This window comes from Paenibacillus sp. FSL F4-0097 (assembly GCF_038593125.1).
Taxonomy (GTDB): Bacteria; Bacillota; Bacilli; order Paenibacillales; family Paenibacillaceae; genus Paenibacillus_AQ; species Paenibacillus_AQ odorifer.
The window spans coordinates 4,781,990-4,798,399 of record NZ_CP151965.1 but is presented as its reverse complement, the minus strand read 5'-3'; the positions used below and the strand labels follow the sequence as shown (position 1 = coordinate 4,798,399).

Below are 16,410 nucleotides of genomic sequence, written 5' to 3'. Positions count from 1 at the left end.
CAAATGGAGGGTTAGCAGGATGCCGGAAAATACAGGGCTCAAGTTTACGATGCCCGCCATGCGTATTCTTGAGAATGAACACCGCTATTTATCATTTCTGATGGAAGAATGGCATGCCCTTGTACTCTGGTTTGAACACGATCAGCCCGTTCTGGAAGAATCTAGGACACAGCTGCATAAGCTGCGTAAGGCGATTCTGGAGTTTACTGGTCCGTTGAAGAAGCATACTGTGAAGGAAGAAACGTTTTTTTTCCCGCTGCTTGGCAGTTATATCGGCTTTGAACAAGGACCACTGGTCGGCATCCAGGAGGAGCACCGCGAGATTGACGGATATATAGGGCATTTCCTGCATTACACAGAGGGCAATATAGATATGCTGCCGCTTGAGGATATCCGCGCAGCTGTTAAGGATGCAGGGGAGGCTTTTGAGGTTCTGACGGTACACTTTGTCAAAGAAGAGACTGTCATTTACCCGATGGCCGAGCATCAGCTGAGTGCGAAAGACAAAGAACGGTTAAGCCAGCAATTGAATACGCTCATTACGTGATAATGAACAGGCTGCTCCTACTTGGGGCGGCTTTTTGGGTCTTATTAAGAGAGTAGATAAGGTATTATGTTTCATTTGTGATAGGAGTGAATAAGTTCTGGAGCAAGGCCCCACTATGTGGGGTTATTTTATTTTTAGGGTTTCCCCTGTCAGGGAAAGGGGACTCCCCTATATCTGAGCCGGGGGATCGGCGGATACAATGAGTACAGGAAGTATTGGTATGAATAATCAAGAGAATAAACGGCGAAAAGGTGAGTCGAATGATTAAAAAAATGCAATTGCCGCTACAAACATTAAACTTGATTACTGGATTCATGGTGTGGGTGATCATCTCTTCCCTGATGCCCTTTATTTCCGAGGATATCAGCATTCCTCCGGGGCGGCTAGCGATGGTCACGGCTATTCCGGTGGTGCTCGGCTCTATTCTAAGGATTCCTTTAGGCTATTATGCAAACATTCTGGGAGCACGCATTATTTTTATGTTCAGCTTTATCCTGCTTTTGTTTCCGGTATATTTCATCAGTGAAGCATCCTCGGTCACTCATTTAATTATCGGAGGTTTGTTCCTGGGAATCGGCGGAGCCGTTTTTTCGGTAGGTGTAACCTCTTTGCCGAAGTATTTCCCTAAAGATAAGCATGGTCTGGTCAACGGAATCTACGGGATCGGGAATATCGGAACAGCTGTCACTACCTTCTCGGCTCCGATTGTGGCAGCACAGATTGGCTGGGCACCCGCGGTTAAAATGTATCTTATCCTGTTACTGGTATTTATCGCATTAAATTTCTTCTTTGGGGATCGTCATGAGCCTAAACTCAAAACGCCGATTATTGAACAGATCAAGGGCGTGTCCAAAAATGAAAAGCTCTGGCTTTTCTCCTTGTTCTATTTCATAACCTTTGGCTCCTTCGTTGCCTTCACTATTTATCTGCCGAACTTTCTAGTTTCGAACTTCGGTCTGGAAAAAGTGGATGCCGGGATGCGCACAGCCGGCTTCATTGCCGTTGCGACCTTCTTCCGGCCGATAGGCGGCTGGCTTGCCGACAAGTTCCAGCCTTTGTTTCTGCTTACCGGCACATTCAGTATTTATACGGTTGCAGCAATCATCCTGGCATTTATGCCTGACATGGGCTTATATACAGTAGGTTGCCTTGCTATTGCGTTCAGCGCGGGAATCGGTAACGGAGTCATATTCAAATTAGTCCCACTGTACTTCAATAAGCAGGCGGGTGTCGCCAACGGGATCGTATCGATGATGGGCGGTCTGGGCGGTTTTTTCCCTCCCATTATGCTGTCGGTGATTTATTCGGCTACAGGGCAATATTCCATCGGGTTCATGCTGCTCTCTCAGGTAGCGCTGGCCAGTCTGGTGCTGGTAGTGTGGATCTATTTTCAGGACCGGCTTGCGCTTACCTCTGAAGTGTTCAATTCTACCGGACAGGGGATTCTGGTTACGGATGTCTCCGGTCTGATCAAGACCGTCAATCCGGCGTTCACGAAGCTCACCGGCTATACGGAAGACGAAGTTCTTGGCAGACAGCCCAGCATTCTGAAGTCAGGCCGCCAATCCAAGGAGTTCTACCGCTTAATGTGGAGCGAAGTCAGGGAGAAGGGGATGTGGCAGGGTGAAATCTGGAACAAGCGCAAGGGCGGGGAAGAGTATTTGCAGTGGCTGAATATCAGCGCTGTAAAGGATGAGACCGGCGAAGATGTCCGGTATGTAGGCACATTCAGCGATATTACGGAGAAATAACCGGATGAACCGTTTTTTAGTACGGCACTAAGTTAGGAGCAGATGAAGGTGGAAAAGACCAGAACTCCGGTTACCGTTGCCGAAGCTGTATTCCGGGTAACTGAAAGAGCATGTCGCATAGGTACAGAAAGGATTCCACTTGCTGAAAGCTATGGACGGATCCTGGCGGAGCCGCTGACGGCAACCCATGATGTTCCGCATTTTACCCGATCACCCTATGACGGATATGCAATTTCTTCGGCAGATTCTGCCGGTGCTTCCGGTAATAACAGGATCAGCTTTACTGTAGTAGATCATATCGGCGCAGGGGCAGTATCTCAGATTGCAATTGGGCCATGCGAAGCTGTCCGTCTGATGACGGGAGCGGCGCTGCCGGCAGGAGCGGATGCTGTAGTTATGTTTGAACAGGCCACAGCAGCAGGTCATACGTTTACAATCCGTAAAGCTTTTGCGCCACAGGAGAATCTGTCCCTGAAGGGTGAAGATATGCGGTCAGGAGAAATGATCGTTCCGGCCGGCAGCTTCATTCATCCCGGGATTGTAGCGCTGCTGGCTACATTCGGTTATGGGTATGTTCAGGTCGGTAAGCGGCCGGTAGTAGGGATATTGTCTACGGGAACCGAACTGCTGGAGGTGACAGCACAGCTTGCACCCGGCAAAATCCGCAACAGTAACGGACCGATGATCGCAGCCCAGCTCGCCCGGATGGGTATTCCTTACCGGATGTATGATACAGCCGCAGACCAACTGGAAGCATGCCTGCTGACGGTGCGGAAGGCAATGACAGAAACAGACTGCCTGATCACAACGGGAGGTGTGTCCGTCGGTGATTATGACTACCTGCCGGAAATATATAACCGTCTCGGGGCTGATGTGCTGTTCAACAAGGTGGCGATGCGTCCGGGCAGCGTGACCACAGTTGCGGTTGCCGGGGATAAGTACTTGTTCGGACTGTCCGGCAATCCTTCTGCCTGCTTCACAGGCTTCGAGCTGTTTGTTAGACCCGCCCTGCTCAAAATGATGGGAGCGGATAAAATTTATCTGCCGCGCACGACGGCGGTACTGGCAGAGGATTACCCAAAGGCCAATCCGTTCACCCGGTTTATCCGGGCTGTTCATGACCGCACCTCGGTGCGTCCTGCCGGTTTCAATAAATCTAATGCCGTATCTTCCATCGCACGCGGGAATTCGCTGATTGTGCTGCCGGGCGGGACAAGAGGTTACGCCGCAGGTGATCTTGTTGATGTACTGCTTCTGGGTGTTGAAGAAGGTACGGATAAATGGGTACTGTAAGCCTACCGGAAGGGAGATAAGAGTCATGAATGCACATCCACTACAGGATCAATTGCGACGGCCTATCCATGATTTGCGGATTTCGGTAACAGACCGGTGCAATTTCCGCTGTTCCTACTGCATGCCGAAGGAAGTGTTCGGTGATGATTATGCATTCCTCCCCGCAAGCGAGCTGTTAACCTTTGAGGAAATCTGCCGGCTGACGAAGCTGTTCGTATCCCTTGGAGTAAGCAAAATCCGGTTGACCGGTGGCGAGCCGCTTATGCGGCGTAATCTGCCTGAGCTTGTTGCGGGAATCCGTGCTATCGGCGGTGTAAAAGATATGGGACTGACGACGAATGGGGTACTGCTCGGTGCGCAGGCAGCGCCACTGTATGCTGCAGGACTCCGCAGACTGAACGTCAGCTTGGATGCTTTGGAGCATAAGCGGTTTGGAAAAATGAACGGACGGGGCTTTACGTCTGGATTAATTCTGCATCATATTGATCATGCCGTAGAAGCCGGGTTTGAGGTCAAAGTAAACATGGTGGTACAAAGAGGTGTGAACGAATCGGAGATTGTACCGATGGCTGCCTATTTCAAGGATAAGAATATAACTTTGCGGTTCATCGAGTTTATGGATGCCGGCAACGATAACGGCTGGAGCTATGAGAAGGTTGTAACCAAACGGGAAATACTGGAGCGCCTCCAAGGCTCATTTGAACTGGAAGCACAGGACCATAATTATTTTGGCGAGGTAGCCAAAAGGTACCGGCACAAGGGTAGCTGCACCGAGGTCGGTTTTATTACTTCCGTATCTGAATCGTTCTGCTCTTCCTGTACACGTGCCCGGCTGTCTTCCGACGGCAAATTGTACACTTGCCTGTTCGCATCAGACGGTTTTGATCTCAGGGAAATGCTCCGCAGCGGGGCGAGTGACCAAAGCCTGCTGCTAGCCATTAGGGATGTATGGGAGCAGCGGACAGACCGTTACTCCGATGAGCGGACAGAACAAACCGTGAAGAACAGAACAAAGATCGGCATGTCCTATATTGGAGGTTAAAGAGCAGAATGCAATTTCAGCTGTTGATCGAGCCGGATGGCAGATCATATTTGGCTGAGCAATGTATCCTTACTGTACCTCCAGGATCGAGCAATCCGGAAATGATCGCAGAATAGACTAACGCAACAACAAGGAAGCTCCTCTACCCGGATTACCGGCAGATGAGCTTTCTGGTTTTTTACAACTGTATACTAGAAGTACAACACGAGCACAGACACATATAACATAAAGGAGAAGCCAATTTCGATGATTCCGGTACGTTTTACTGTGATGCCCGTCTTTGGCAGGACAGCTGCCCGCACAAGCAGGATGAGCAGCGGAACAAGCAGAGATGGAAACAGGAACAGCCCGGCTGCTGCAACCAGCAGGTGATATAGAACAGATCCGTAATAGAAGCTAATATTATTTCGTTCGCGGATGATGGTTTTGACATACAAAGCGGTTCCGACAAAGTACAGGACAGCCAGCAGGAACAACTCGGTCGCTGTCCGCCAGCTTTCTCCCTGACCGACGTAGAAGACCGGATAAATGATCAGGCAAAATGCCAAAATGGCCGAGATGTCATTGAGCAGGGCACGTTCATTTTTAGTTTTTGCATAATAGAGATTTACAGCGAACAAAGGCACGAGCGGTAGAACAAACCATAACAACTTAGGTTCGGCTACTACCAGATAGACGATCAAAGGGAGTAGCAGAATTCCATATACCTTCAAGGGCTGGGCATAGCGTTTAAATCTTCCTGTCTTCACCCCCTGCAGTAAAGGAAAACTGAACAAATAGATCAGAAGCCAGCAAGCAAACAGCGGAATATGTATCGGTTGCCCCTGGGATGCGGCTACCCCGAACAGAAAGGGAAGGACGAGCATCGCCCAGGCGCCGTGCTGGTTAGGGATATACTTCTTCATAGTAAACATCCTCCTACCCTGAAATATCATGGCATGCGAGGATGCCATACTCTTTAACTATACGTTTTTCCTTGAGGGGACCCGGGTGATTTGAAGCACTAATCATTTTAAGAAAAGGAGTAAACATCGTGAGTATGGAATCTCATCATGCAACAGTACAGGGTCCGGTTCCTGTATTACAAATTGTCGGGTACAAGAATAGCGGAAAAACAACACTTGCCTGCCGTTTAATTCGAGCTCTATCTACTCAAGGTATACGCGTCGGGTCTGCTAAACACGATGCTCACCATTTTCAATTAGATGATCCGGGTACAGACAGCAGCAGGCATCTGCTGCACGGTGCGATTGAAACCGTACTGACATCGTCTGAGGCTACAAGAATAATGCGGAAGTCCGAGACTTCATTAGAAGAAATCGTACAGTCTATGTATGGTAAGGTTGATCTGCTGATTGCTGAAGGGTTCAAATCTGCAGATTATCCCAAAATCGCCTTGATCCGCAATGTAAATGAAATGATAAATCTGCGAAGTCAAGCAACGAATATTTATATGTGGTTAAGCTGGGAGGAGGACGCTAATATGAAAAGTGTAACGTCTGTGGTAAGCAAGAATACTACCCCTGTACTACTTTTAAGGGATCAAGCTCTTATAGATCAGGAGGTCCTCAACCTGGCTTTGTCGCTGCTTCAATCTAATATAGGAATCCCTGACATAAGAGAAGGAGATTCCCTTACAGGAGGTGCACATTGTGCTGACTGGAATAATACTGGCAGGGGGACAGAATTCCCGGATGAAGGGTCGGAATAAAGCGCTCCTGACCTATCACGGGGAGCATTTTATTGTTAGACAGGTGAAGGAGATGCGTACCCTTTGCTCCAAGATCATTATTGTTACGAAAGATGCATCCCTGTATGAGGATTGTCTTCCATCCGGTCTCATTTTTCTACCGGACATCTATGAAGGGCATGGACCCTTAAGCGGGTTTCATGCCGCTTTTGTCAGGGTGGAAACGGATTATGCTTGGGTTGTCGGATGCGATAGTCCTAATATTTCAGCCCCTGCAGCTTCGTGGATGCTCACCCGGTTCAAGGAAGGCGACTATGATGCTGTTCTTCCCATCATTAACGGTAAGCATCAGATGCTCCATGGGGTATATCGGCCGCACCTGATTTTGCCAAGTATCATTGATAGACTGGAAACACGACAGTACCAGCTATCAGGATTATTAGATTCGATGCATTGGTTAGGGGTAGATAAGGGCGACCTTGCTGGTGCTGGTATATATGAGGATTTCACTGTAGATGTAGATACACCTGAGCAATATAAGGATTTGCTGCATCTATCGAAAGGGAGTGATCACATGGGCAGTTCATTATTTGAAATTACAGACGGACCGATCACACCAGCGGAGGTATCTGATAAAGTCCTGCGTAGAGAAGCGGGAGCGATTACCTTATTCCTAGGCACTGTACGGGAGTTCACGCAGGGTAAGCGGACATTATATCTTGAATATGAAGCTTATCCGCTCATGGCTGTAGCGCAATTGGAACGAATCGGGCAGGAAGTGAATGAGCGTTGGCCAAATACTATGGTTGCTGTAACCCATAGGATAGGAAAACTTGAAATCACTGATATCGCCGTTGTGATCGCTGTATCCTCGCCGCACCGTAAGGCCGCTTACGAAGCGAATGAATATGTGATTGACCGGATTAAAGAAATCGTGCCTATTTGGAAAAAAGAAATGGGCGAAGACGGCGAAGCATGGGTTGGCGATCAGCTGAATCAATTAACCTATCCGGAAGGGCGGCCATTTTTTCCGGATGTTTCTGCAGAAGATAAGAAGTAGAGGCGGCTATTAATGAAGCAGGGGAGGAAGCAAAGAACATAAATGAGTACTGCTCGAATTGCCTTGTAGTATAATATTAATCAATTCAAGCCATCTAAACCTAAGGCAGCAATAGAACATAGGGATTTTTACCCAAAAAGCGAGGCGTAAGGAAATGAATGCAGCAGAGTTTCAACAGTATGTTAAGGAGTTCAGTGAAATCAAAGGGTTTGATACCAGCACCATTGAGCAGAGAATGCTGTACTTAATGACTGAGGTTGGGGAGTTGTCCAAAGAAGTTTTGTCCGTATCTTTTCATCCAGATGCAGAGCGGAAAGAAAACTTGGGATACGAGATGTACGATGTGGTGTGGAATATTTTTGATCTGGCCAATAAACTTGGCATTGATCTGGAGCAGGCTTTTAAACGTAAGCTGGAGATTAATGAACAGAGGACTTGGGAGTAAGGTGTATCTATTGAATACTATAAAAAAAAATCCAAGGACCTCCCCTGTGGGAAGCCTTGGATTTTTTTCACCCGAAATTTTATTTAAATGAAGCATAACCTTCATCAGCCATTACAACACTACCGTTAATTGCACTAGCTTCTGGTAAGGAGAGCAAGTATACAGTGTCTGCAACTTGTTCAGGCAATGTTAATTTGTTACCCATTACTTTACTCTTCATTTGGTCGACCATTCCTTGATCTTTATATCCTTGGATAATTGGCGTATCCACAGCGCCTGGAGCAACGGCAAGCACGCGGATACCATGGACGGAAAGTTCTAGTGCTGCGGATTTAGTCATCATAATGACCGCACCTTTGGAAGCGTGATATGCGAATGTACCTGGGGAAGCTAGGAATCCAAATACAGAAGCTGTATTGATGATCACACCTTTAATGCCGAGCTCACGCATTTTTTTACCAGCAGCGATAATCCCATGGGCTACGCCATGCTGATTGACATTAATGACACTATGATAATCCTTAAGGTCTTGGTCTAGTACAGGAGTGACGCGGCCGATGCCGGCATTGTTGAACATTACGTCAATTCTTCCATAAGTATCTACAGTTTTCTGAACGAGTGCTTCAACTTCTTCGTATTTTGAGACGTCAGTTTTGACGAAAATAGCTTCGCCACCATCTTTAATAATTTGTGCTACCGTTTCTTCACCTAATTGTTGATTGAAATCGGCAACGACAACTTGATCACCTTTACTTGCAAATTTAATGGCGGTTTGTTTCCCGATTCCACTGGCTCCACCTGTTATTACGGCTACTCTTTTGTCTGTCATTTGAGTTTCCCCCTCGAGAAATATAGTTATACTAGAAATGAAAGTTGATATAGTAAAAATGGTTACTTACTAACTTATTTACATTGTAGCACTTGTCTAAATTAATTAAAATTTAAGTAAATTTAATAGTTATTAAGTAAAGATTAACTTAAGGGGTGATTCAAATGAATTTGGAGCAGTGCGAGAATATCGTAGAAGTCGCAAAGATTGGTTCTTTAACCAAAGCAGCTCAGAATCGTCATATCACTCTATCCGCAATGAGCCAGTCCATTACCATGCTGGAGGCTGAGCTGGGAGTTACTTTGTTCATCCGTTCGCGCGGGCAAAAGGCGGTTCCCACAGCAGAAGGAAATGCCATTATTAGCAAAGCAAATGAAGTCCTGATGAAAGTAAATGAATTAAAAGAAGAAGCACAGATTTACAGCGATACGTTAAGTGGTCATTTGAAAATTGCTATGATACCTGGACCCATGCATTTGATGGTGAAGGTAATCTCTAGCTTTAAGGCAGATTTTCCAAATGTGAAAATAGAGATTTTTGAAAAGGGACCTAAAGAAATTCTGGATAATGTACTGCAGGATGAAATGGACATTGGACTTATGGTCTCGCCGGAGGGAATGCCTGACAAATATAAAGGGGTTAAGTTTGAACGGTTAGTGGAAGGAAAGATTGTAGTCGGTGTACATCCTCACTCACCGCTTGCCCTGAATTCCATCCTTACACCTGCTCAGTTAGTGGGGCAGACGTTGGTTTTATACGATGATTCTTACATTAAGGACTATGTAGAGCGATATTTATCTGGCTATGGGCCGATCAATTTGCTTTTTGTAAGTAACAACACACGGGCGATTGAGAATGCAGTTGCAGAAGGACTGGCCATCACAATTGGTCTGGATTATTCGTTTCTGAAAATATCAGAGGGTTCTCCAGCCTTCATGAAAACCATCGAGTTACGATCACCAGATACCCGTGCGAAATATTCAGGAGCTATTGTCTCTGCTTCAAAACAGACCTCCCAGACCGCCCGGAGATTTATCAACAGGCTAAAGCATGAATTTGATGAAATGATTAGACGAAGTTAACAGTATGCCTTGGTAAATTTTATCTAACCTTTACGCTTCCTAGTTAATATTAACCCTATGATGTTGTCCAAGCTCAGATCGATATTAGGACAGCCAAGTGGGGAGGATGTCAACATAGTGAGATGGTATCTTAGGCAAATTAATGTTGTTATTATCTTTGTTTTGTTGATTTCGTTGTTACAACCGGGAGCAATTGTTCGCGCTTCCATTTCTGATTTATATTTACCAGCAACAGATTACGGAACCGTTATTGATGTTCGCCAAACAGAGCTTGCACCCGGGGCGATGTATACCTGGATAGATCTCCAGAATGAACGTGGTTTACAAAAGATACATGCAGTGGAGTTCAACCCGCAACAAGGAAATTTGGAGCTGCGGGCAGGTACGAAGGATGGAAAGGTATACGGTATGAAGGGCGTTACCGAAATGGCCATGTATGCGGATTCGCCTGGAAACCGAGTGATCGCAGGGATCAACGGTGATTTCTATGAAATCCCCGGTTTTGCTACGGGTGTTCCCAATGGACTTTAAGCTTACACCAAGAGTAGTGTATCTGTAGCTAGCCGTAACATTTCGGCATTCAATGATATTGGTCTTGCTCCACAGTGGGCTCAAGAGGCAATCAGTGAAGTGTACAGACTTGGTTTGATGCAAGGACGTGCTGAAGGGCAATTTGCACCGGACCAAAACGGAACACGTGCTGAAAGTGCACAGATGATCCTCAACCTGCTGAGTGTTATGGAGTAATGATTATGGCCAGTCTCAGGTTTATAGGGACTGGCTGTTTTTTTGATAATTGGATTAGTGGGATATACGCAGGATACGCACGCATGAATACACTGAGGGGGAAGCGGAGTAAAAGTAAAAATAAGGGTGTGACACAAAAGGTAAGTGTATATGGAGAACAGAGAACTAAGGCACGCTCGCTAAGGTACAATAAAGCTGAGGCACGCTCGCTGAGGTGTGCTAAAGCTAAAGTACGCTCACTGAGGTACGCTAAAGCTAAAGTGCGCCAACAGCGACGCACACTTGGTAAGTTTGGCTCGGACGAGCTACTTTTATCAAGAAAGTTTGTTTTAACAGATAGCCTCGATGGTTTGGGATCGTAACGGACTGTATTGCCGCTATTTGAACTTTTTGGTCTATTTTTCCAATTTTTCGGACTCCATAGCTCTTATTGTCATACTTTTGCACGGAATCGTAATATATTTTAATGAATAGCTGCATTTGAGTCCGATAGCTGAGCAGAATGGCAGAAATCAGCTTAATAAGGTCTCCTCGGTCCGATGAAGTAGAATTGAGTTAATAAGGTGAGTAAGGTGAGTAAGGTGAGTAAGGTGAGTAAGGTGAGCTATGTGAGCCAAGTGAGCTAGGTAAGTCAAGTGAGTAAAGTGAGCAAGTTGAGAAGGTGAGCTAGATGAGTAAAGTAAGTAAACTGAGTCAGTAAACGGAAGATAAGATGCAGAATACAGATGGGGTTTAAGCGTATAGTAAAACTGAGGCGAGTATCGAGCATATTCCAAATCCTTACAGACGAGCGCTGAGTCTTTTTCCGGTATTTTGTAAAGATAGGGTTATATTGGGCGTGGAATACTGGGAATTGCTCTTCAGAGGCAAGTAAAAACAAGGAATAATTGTTATTAGCCAACACAAATTGTTATGTTGTGTTATGATAGTAGGGAGGTGACTCCCATGAATGATTTTGAGAACTATCCCGATGAGCTGGGTAATTTCATTCGGCACATCAGAAAGACGAGAGGGTTAACCTTAAGAGGACTGGAAGAAAAGAGCGGTATAAGTTACTCACAGCTCAGCAAAATCGAACGTGGAGAGAGCATTCCGCTTAAAGACAATCTGGACAAGATCATTGAAGCGCTTGGAACGGATCTGAAGAATCGGATGTACCATTTGGCAGATTATATGCCAGATATTGAATATATCAAGACCTTGAAGCAAGGATATGAGCTGCCACAGCTCAAACAGTCTCAAGATTATATCTACGAGACAGCCTTTAACAAGCTTAAGGAATTCAGAGCGAAGGAAGGGAAAGAAACATCGTACGTTTCCTTTGATTCGAATGAAGTTATAGTTTACGAAACGGAATATGGGGCAGGAATGGTAATAGAGAAGATTGAGAAATACAATCTGACCGATGTCCTGAACGATAAGTTTGAGGGTAACCTCGACTCCTTAAGAAAGAGCCCCCGTAAAGGGCGTCAAGCCTTTCTATTTGGCGAGTGGCTACGGGAGTGCGTTTATGAACTGAAGGAAGAGGAACAGGATCAGGTCATACAAGCACTTAAAGAATTTACTCAGTTTAAAGTACAACAAATAAAGGGTGCTTATAAATAATGTATGCCTTTTGCTAATGATCTCAAAAATGAATGAATGTTGCCCTTTCTTGCAGCCATCTATTCATCTTGATCCATAAACTAACAACTAAAAATGGTTTGACAGAAAAGGGGATATTAATAATGAAAATTAACATGAAGTTTACCAGCAAGGGCAAAGTCGCTATAGAGAATTTTAATAACGAGGAATTGCTGGAGATCTTCGCACGTTACATCAAGACATTATCCAAAAAGTATGACATCGAAGTTGATGTTCCTCTTGAAGCGAATCAAAACATTGTTGGTGATGGTGCGGTAATCGCAACTGCAAAAAATGTGAAATGTGATGTTGAAACTTTCTTTAAAGAATTGGGCAGAGATATTAAAGTTCCTTTGAAGAAAAGACTCGGCGGCAAATTGGAGAATGTTTTCAAAACAGAAATTACAGAATAGAGCATTATTTTTATCTGAGATTAACCATCATATGTGCATATAAAAAAGGTAGGGCCGCGGAGGCTCTACCTTTTTTATGTTTATGTACTTAACTTAAGGCGACCTAAGGAGCTTATTGTTGGTTGAAGCTGGAGAAAAATGTGTACCATGCGTCAGTGTGAATTTAATGGGGAAGGGGATGTTATATATTTTCAGAATCTATGAGATTTCTACTTCTCATGATATCTTTAATAATTTCAATGAAATCCGGTAATGCATGGGCATCAACCGCTAGCTCATAGATTCTTAGTAAATCCTCGTCAGATATCGATTCCAGGGATGAGGGGCGTGGAGAGGGATGAAAATAGTAATTCATTATGATCCTCCATCATTAATTGTTTTTATTATAGGTTTATCTATATGGTATCATTTGGAATAGGATCCGTCTCCTGTCATTCATCCTACGAATTTATCTTTACATTTGAGGATTATTATGGCATAATGTGCGATTTTGAGGAAAATGCTAAAAAGTTTCAATTTTTAATAAAATAATCCCGGCATGTGTGAACATGCCGGGATTATTAAAAACTGAATTTTATTCTGACGGTTTTTTCTTTTGTGAAGCAAGATACTTCTTAAGGCGAGGTTCATTGGATTCCGAAACAGTAGTGAACTGCGTACCTTGATTAAAGCATACAATCTTCCGCCCGGGATCATAGCCTTCTATGTTGTTGATATTGACGACATTGCTGCGGTCAAGGCGTTCGAATCCCTTACCCTCATACGCTACGGAAAGATCGGAGAGCGTGGTGGGGAGAATAAATTCGCCTTCTTTCGTATGGACGAATATTGTATTCTTATAATTCGAGAAATACAATATATCTTCCTCTAGAATATCACTAGAGGAACCGTCTTTCTGTAAGACACGCATCTTTTCCCCATCCTTGTTTAATTACTTGCGCAGTTCTTTTGGAATCTCAGGGCTGTGCATATAAGGTTTTAAAATTGTTGCAAAAACATGAGCAGAAGTAGCGAGCGCGTTAGAAGCATAACGAGCTATAGTTTTTTTCATCTTAATGGCCTCCTTTGTAATGGAATTATGACTGTAAAGGATTGCAATAGAAATGATAATCCTATGACAGATGAATGGAACCAGAAATTTAAAGCCACTAGAGATATGGAGATCACTTTCAAACCCAGATGCCATTCTTTGGGAATCTGAGCATTACCATCAGGATTTGGAGCAAATAAGATCATTACAAGTAAAGAAAAAAGATTAATCCAAATGAAATGGTTATGTATTAGATTAGCTATATGAGGGATCAGTGAACATATAAAGATAGATATAATATTGCAAGCCCAAACGGATTTTAAATGAGCACCGCCAGAGGATGCTCTTAACAATCCGAAACTGCATAAGGCTAAGAATGTTTCCTTTAGCTGTCCAGTGAGCCCGCCAATGCATAAAGAAGTCATAATAATGAATAAAGTATTCAGAATAATGCTAAGGGCATAATGCATGATTTCAATGGAATGTGTTTGCTCTGGGTTGTTTTTTTTAATGACTTCTACAATTTTAAGAGCTAAAAGATTCATAATTATTTCTATCCTTTTTGTAAGAAAGATAAAGATATCCCCATAATATTACCCCATAAAAAATCGGGATCAAGAAAAAGTAAAAGGACTTAATAAAGTACGAAAAAGAAGTAATGATGAATAATGCAGGAAGATTTAAAGTGAATAATATTTTTTCGCTTGGCGTTGTTTTAATTTTAACATCAGGTTTATCAGGTACAAAGTCAAATCCAAGACGTTTATGACCTACATACATACCAATGCAAATTACTGTTAAGGCTGTTAAAAATTGAAGTACAAAAACATTGCCTGAAAAATAGTCCAGTAAGGTTAAGGGTAACTTGAAAATAAATTTCAATAAATAAAAAAGAGTGGTTTGAATCACCGAGTAAGATTGATAGGCCATTCCGGTTAATATGGAAGCGTAGAAGGGATGAATCCGGAATAACATCCACATAAAGCAAAACATTAGTGCATATTGTGAGAAAGTATCTAATGAAGCTATCCCATAGTTGATTCTAAGGGTATAAGAAAAAAAGCCCATAATAAAACTAGCAAACACCATCTCTTTATGATATAAGTCAATTTTGAAAATTTTGAAAGCCAGAAAGAACATCGCATAAGTCTCAAGTATTGAAAATATCATAAAAAGAATAAAATCTAGCATGCCGACACTCCCGATGACTTCTAGTTTAACCAACCCTATTATTGCAAGTATCGTATAAAATGAGCTAAAATACAACAACTACAGTATAATTTTCCTCCTATTTTTTCAAAAAAATTCAAAATGAGAGGGGTTTAGACATGGATCGACGTCCAGAAAGCAGTGAGTATCTCGAAGAATTATCAAAATATGTCGATTTAGTGCCAGCTGAAGGAGACATCATTACTATTTTTAGAGAGCAGACGGATGAGATTTGCACTTTTATTTCGAATCTTACGGAAGAACAAGGGGACTATCGTTACGCTCCGGAGAAATGGAGTATCAAGGAAATGGTCGGACATCTGGCTGATACCGGAAGAATCATGTCCTACCGTTTATTGTGCATCGCCAGAGGGGATACGACTCCACTGCCGGGTTTTGAAGAGAAAGACTATGTACTTACCGCCAATTTCGAAGCGCACACTTTAAAAGCGTTGCTGGCCCACTACAATCTTGTTCGAGAATCGACATTACTCCTAATGGAAACTCTGCCGGAGGAAGCATGGATCCGGAAGGGAACTGTTAACGAGGCTACTCTTTCTGCGAGAGCTCAGGCCTGCATTATGATTGGACATGACCATCATCATTTGAATATTCTTAAAGAAAGATATTTAGGGTAATATCTTCTTAATCAAAAAAGCATTCCAATAGCCTTTATGGCTTTGGGATGCTTTTTATACACGGCTATAGCGGTGGATTCTTGTGACATTTGCGGCATACCGGATAGTAAGCTTCATTACCACCAATCTGGATTTGCTTGCCGCTATATACGGGCTTGCCGTTTTCTACTCGTAGAGCCATAGTAGCTTTGCGCTCGCAGAACCAGCAGATCGTCTTCATTTCCTCAATTTTATCAGCGTAGATCAGCATATATTTGCTGCCTTCAAATAACTGATTCTGAAAATCATTTTTAAGTCCGAAGGCCATTACCGGAATACCCAGCTCATCAACGATACGCACTAGCTGGAGAATACATTCCTTGCTTAGAAATTGACATTCATCAATAAGTACACAGTGTGGTTTAGGTTGGTTACTGCTGACGATATTATAAATATCTGTGTTCTCATCGATGGGGATTGCTTGTTTCCGAAGCCCAATACGAGAAGAAATAAAACCAACCTCGTCCCGGTCGTCTATGGATGGAGTGAAAATAAGCACCGATTTCCCCTGCTCTTCATAATTATGTGCAACCTTGAGTATCTCAATAGATTTACCACTGTTCATTGCTCCGTATTTGAAAAACAATTGTGCCACTTCCATCTATCCTTTCGTAAAAACAATGATCATATCTTAAAAATGCGACCTTATTAGAGTATCATATTCGGATCGGATGTATCCAGTGAAAACATTGCGATTGATTGGATGTGGTATGATAAGTGGTAATAAGAGATGGGAAAGGAAGTAATAAGTGTGACTGAAAGATTAGATGAATATAAGGAACGGTTAGCTCTTTTGCAGCAGAATGGAGATTTATCCAGTGACACTGAAAGCTTGCTGGAAGAAATGATGGCGGATTTGGTGGAATTGAATCGGAGTAATAAAGCACTGCGTCGAGCAATACTGAAAACTGGACAGGCTTCCACGATGTCAACTCGGTTAAGGGATGCACTGTACGAATAGAAAAAGAGGGT

At 43.6% G+C, this 16,410-nt stretch carries 21 protein-coding genes and 1 pseudogene; 15 read left to right on the top strand and 7 right to left on the bottom strand.

Features of this window, described 5'->3' with window-relative positions:
- Positions 1-19: 19 nt before the first annotated feature.
- The 4 genes from MHH86_RS21600 to moaA all read left to right on the top strand — a co-directional run bounded on the left by MHH86_RS21600 (position 20) and on the right by moaA (position 4,633).
- Complete coding sequence (locus MHH86_RS21600; protein ID WP_038572503.1) at positions 20-547, top strand: hemerythrin domain-containing protein; 528 nt, start codon at positions 20-22, stop codon at positions 545-547.
- Between the two features lie 260 nt (positions 548-807).
- Complete coding sequence (locus MHH86_RS21595) at positions 808-2,298, top strand: nitrate/nitrite transporter (RefSeq protein WP_036675998.1); 1,491 nt, start codon at positions 808-810, stop codon at positions 2,296-2,298.
- 42 nt (positions 2,299-2,340) lie between these two features.
- Positions 2,341-3,591 carry a gephyrin-like molybdotransferase Glp gene (gene glp, locus MHH86_RS21590; protein WP_036675999.1) on the top strand — a complete coding sequence of 417 codons (1,251 nt, stop codon included), beginning with the start codon at positions 2,341-2,343 and terminating at the stop codon, positions 3,589-3,591.
- 25 nt (positions 3,592-3,616) lie between these two features.
- Positions 3,617-4,633 (top strand): GTP 3',8-cyclase MoaA, encoded by a 1,017-nt coding sequence (gene moaA / locus MHH86_RS21585; RefSeq protein WP_036676001.1) that lies wholly within the window; start codon positions 3,617-3,619, stop codon positions 4,631-4,633.
- Positions 4,634-4,824: 191 nt separating this feature from the next.
- Here moaA and MHH86_RS21580 read toward each other — a convergent pair whose 3' ends face one another.
- Entirely contained in the window at positions 4,825-5,538 is a 714-nt protein-coding gene (locus MHH86_RS21580) for a YwiC-like family protein (protein ID WP_169744792.1), read from the bottom strand.
- A gap of 134 nt (positions 5,539-5,672) precedes the next feature.
- On the opposite strand from MHH86_RS21580, the gene mobB reads away from it, so the two are divergent.
- The 4 genes and pseudogenes from mobB to MHH86_RS21560 all read left to right on the top strand — a co-directional run bounded on the left by mobB (position 5,673) and on the right by MHH86_RS21560 (position 7,828).
- On the top strand, positions 5,673-6,344 hold the full coding sequence (gene mobB / locus MHH86_RS21575; RefSeq protein ID WP_244886529.1) for a molybdopterin-guanine dinucleotide biosynthesis protein B: 672 nt from the start codon (positions 5,673-5,675) through the stop codon (positions 6,342-6,344).
- Positions 6,328-6,645: pseudogene (locus tag MHH86_RS21570) on the top strand (NTP transferase domain-containing protein); the annotation flags it as partial. The gene mobB and the pseudogene MHH86_RS21570, both read left to right, overlap by 17 nt.
- Positions 6,646-6,897: 252 nt before the next feature.
- Positions 6,898-7,383 (top strand): molybdenum cofactor biosynthesis protein MoaE, encoded by a 486-nt coding sequence (locus tag MHH86_RS21565; protein WP_038574689.1) that lies wholly within the window; start codon positions 6,898-6,900, stop codon positions 7,381-7,383.
- 154 nt (positions 7,384-7,537) lie between these two features.
- A complete protein-coding gene (locus MHH86_RS21560; RefSeq protein ID WP_036676004.1) occupies positions 7,538-7,828 on the top strand; it encodes a MazG nucleotide pyrophosphohydrolase domain-containing protein in 291 nt (96 codons plus the stop codon).
- Positions 7,829-7,907: 79 nt separating this feature from the next.
- Here the strand turns inward: MHH86_RS21560 and MHH86_RS21555 are convergent, their stop codons facing one another.
- Positions 7,908-8,657 (bottom strand): SDR family oxidoreductase, encoded by a 750-nt coding sequence (locus tag MHH86_RS21555; RefSeq protein WP_036676006.1) that lies wholly within the window; start codon positions 8,655-8,657, stop codon positions 7,908-7,910.
- Positions 8,658-8,821: 164 nt separating this feature from the next.
- On the opposite strand from MHH86_RS21555, the gene MHH86_RS21550 reads away from it, so the two are divergent.
- The 5 genes from MHH86_RS21550 (at position 8,822) to MHH86_RS21530 (ending at position 12,522) form a co-directional block, all read left to right on the top strand.
- Positions 8,822-9,739 (top strand): LysR family transcriptional regulator, encoded by a 918-nt coding sequence (locus MHH86_RS21550; RefSeq protein WP_038572500.1) that lies wholly within the window; start codon positions 8,822-8,824, stop codon positions 9,737-9,739.
- Positions 9,740-9,856: 117 nt separating this feature from the next.
- Complete coding sequence (locus MHH86_RS21545) at positions 9,857-10,270, top strand: hypothetical protein (protein ID WP_038572498.1); 414 nt, start codon at positions 9,857-9,859, stop codon at positions 10,268-10,270.
- A 39-nt stretch (positions 10,271-10,309) separates the two neighbouring features.
- A complete protein-coding gene (locus MHH86_RS21540) occupies positions 10,310-10,486 on the top strand; it encodes an S-layer homology domain-containing protein (RefSeq protein WP_080742546.1) in 177 nt (58 codons plus the stop codon).
- A gap of 945 nt (positions 10,487-11,431) precedes the next feature.
- On the top strand, positions 11,432-12,091 hold the full coding sequence (locus MHH86_RS21535; RefSeq protein ID WP_036676012.1) for a helix-turn-helix transcriptional regulator: 660 nt from the start codon (positions 11,432-11,434) through the stop codon (positions 12,089-12,091).
- Positions 12,092-12,213: 122 nt separating this feature from the next.
- Positions 12,214-12,522 carry a hypothetical protein gene (locus tag MHH86_RS21530; protein ID WP_036676014.1) on the top strand — a complete coding sequence of 103 codons (309 nt, stop codon included), beginning with the start codon at positions 12,214-12,216 and terminating at the stop codon, positions 12,520-12,522.
- Positions 12,523-13,096: 574 nt separating this feature from the next.
- Here MHH86_RS21530 and MHH86_RS21525 read toward each other — a convergent pair.
- From MHH86_RS21525 to MHH86_RS21510, 4 genes are read right to left on the bottom strand one after another with little or no spacing between them, the layout of a single operon-like run.
- A complete protein-coding gene (locus MHH86_RS21525) occupies positions 13,097-13,432 on the bottom strand; it encodes a LytTR family DNA-binding domain-containing protein (RefSeq protein WP_036676016.1) in 336 nt (111 codons plus the stop codon).
- 21 nt (positions 13,433-13,453) lie between these two features.
- Positions 13,454-13,573, bottom strand: coding sequence for a cyclic lactone autoinducer peptide (locus tag MHH86_RS21520; protein WP_143759017.1), 120 nt, complete (start codon positions 13,571-13,573; stop codon positions 13,454-13,456).
- Positions 13,570-14,097: an accessory gene regulator B family protein gene (locus tag MHH86_RS21515; RefSeq protein ID WP_342479417.1), complete on the bottom strand. Its 528-nt coding sequence runs from the start codon at positions 14,095-14,097 to the stop codon at positions 13,570-13,572. The genes MHH86_RS21520 and MHH86_RS21515 overlap by 4 nt, the downstream gene beginning before the upstream one ends.
- On the bottom strand, positions 14,078-14,743 hold the full coding sequence (locus MHH86_RS21510; RefSeq protein ID WP_076104397.1) for a hypothetical protein: 666 nt from the start codon (positions 14,741-14,743) through the stop codon (positions 14,078-14,080). The genes MHH86_RS21515 and MHH86_RS21510 overlap by 20 nt, the downstream gene beginning before the upstream one ends.
- 137 nt (positions 14,744-14,880) lie before the next feature.
- Here MHH86_RS21510 and MHH86_RS21505 point away from each other — a divergent pair, with 137 nt between their 5' ends.
- Positions 14,881-15,399 (top strand): DinB family protein, encoded by a 519-nt coding sequence (locus MHH86_RS21505; RefSeq protein WP_038572491.1) that lies wholly within the window; start codon positions 14,881-14,883, stop codon positions 15,397-15,399.
- Between the two features lie 64 nt (positions 15,400-15,463).
- On the opposite strand, the gene MHH86_RS21500 is transcribed toward MHH86_RS21505, so the two are convergent.
- Positions 15,464-16,033 carry a thymidine kinase gene (locus MHH86_RS21500; protein WP_036676019.1) on the bottom strand — a complete coding sequence of 190 codons (570 nt, stop codon included), beginning with the start codon at positions 16,031-16,033 and terminating at the stop codon, positions 15,464-15,466.
- Positions 16,034-16,189: 156 nt separating this feature from the next.
- Here MHH86_RS21500 and MHH86_RS21495 point away from each other — a divergent pair, with 156 nt between their 5' ends.
- A complete protein-coding gene (locus MHH86_RS21495) occupies positions 16,190-16,399 on the top strand; it encodes a hypothetical protein (RefSeq protein WP_139329853.1) in 210 nt (69 codons plus the stop codon).
- The last annotated feature ends 11 nt before the right edge of the window (positions 16,400-16,410 follow it).

Coding starts and splice junctions, on each gene's coding strand:
- MHH86_RS21530 (WP_036676014.1), top strand. CDS start 12,214: ATGAAAATTAACATGAAGTTTACCAGCAAGGGCAAAGTCGCTATAGAG.
- MHH86_RS21535 (WP_036676012.1), top strand. CDS start 11,432: ATGAATGATTTTGAGAACTATCCCGATGAGCTGGGTAATTTCATTCGG.
- MHH86_RS21505 (WP_038572491.1), top strand. CDS start 14,881: ATGGATCGACGTCCAGAAAGCAGTGAGTATCTCGAAGAATTATCAAAA.
- MHH86_RS21555 (WP_036676006.1), bottom strand. CDS start 8,657: ATGACAGACAAAAGAGTAGCCGTAATAACAGGTGGAGCCAGTGGAATC.
- MHH86_RS21565 (WP_038574689.1), top strand. CDS start 6,898: ATGGGCAGTTCATTATTTGAAATTACAGACGGACCGATCACACCAGCG.
- MHH86_RS21595 (WP_036675998.1), top strand. CDS start 808: ATGATTAAAAAAATGCAATTGCCGCTACAAACATTAAACTTGATTACT.
- moaA (WP_036676001.1), top strand. CDS start 3,617: ATGAATGCACATCCACTACAGGATCAATTGCGACGGCCTATCCATGAT.
- MHH86_RS21510 (WP_076104397.1), bottom strand. CDS start 14,743: ATGCTAGATTTTATTCTTTTTATGATATTTTCAATACTTGAGACTTAT.
- glp (WP_036675999.1), top strand. CDS start 2,341: ATGAAGGTGGAAAAGACCAGAACTCCGGTTACCGTTGCCGAAGCTGTA.
- MHH86_RS21550 (WP_038572500.1), top strand. CDS start 8,822: ATGAATTTGGAGCAGTGCGAGAATATCGTAGAAGTCGCAAAGATTGGT.
- MHH86_RS21580 (WP_169744792.1), bottom strand. CDS start 5,538: ATGAAGAAGTATATCCCTAACCAGCACGGCGCCTGGGCGATGCTCGTC.
- mobB (WP_244886529.1), top strand. CDS start 5,673: ATGGAATCTCATCATGCAACAGTACAGGGTCCGGTTCCTGTATTACAA.
- MHH86_RS21525 (WP_036676016.1), bottom strand. CDS start 13,432: ATGCGTGTCTTACAGAAAGACGGTTCCTCTAGTGATATTCTAGAGGAA.
- MHH86_RS21520 (WP_143759017.1), bottom strand. CDS start 13,573: ATGAAAAAAACTATAGCTCGTTATGCTTCTAACGCGCTCGCTACTTCT.
- MHH86_RS21515 (WP_342479417.1), bottom strand. CDS start 14,097: ATGAATCTTTTAGCTCTTAAAATTGTAGAAGTCATTAAAAAAAACAAC.
- MHH86_RS21560 (WP_036676004.1), top strand. CDS start 7,538: ATGAATGCAGCAGAGTTTCAACAGTATGTTAAGGAGTTCAGTGAAATC.
- MHH86_RS21600 (WP_038572503.1), top strand. CDS start 20: ATGCCGGAAAATACAGGGCTCAAGTTTACGATGCCCGCCATGCGTATT.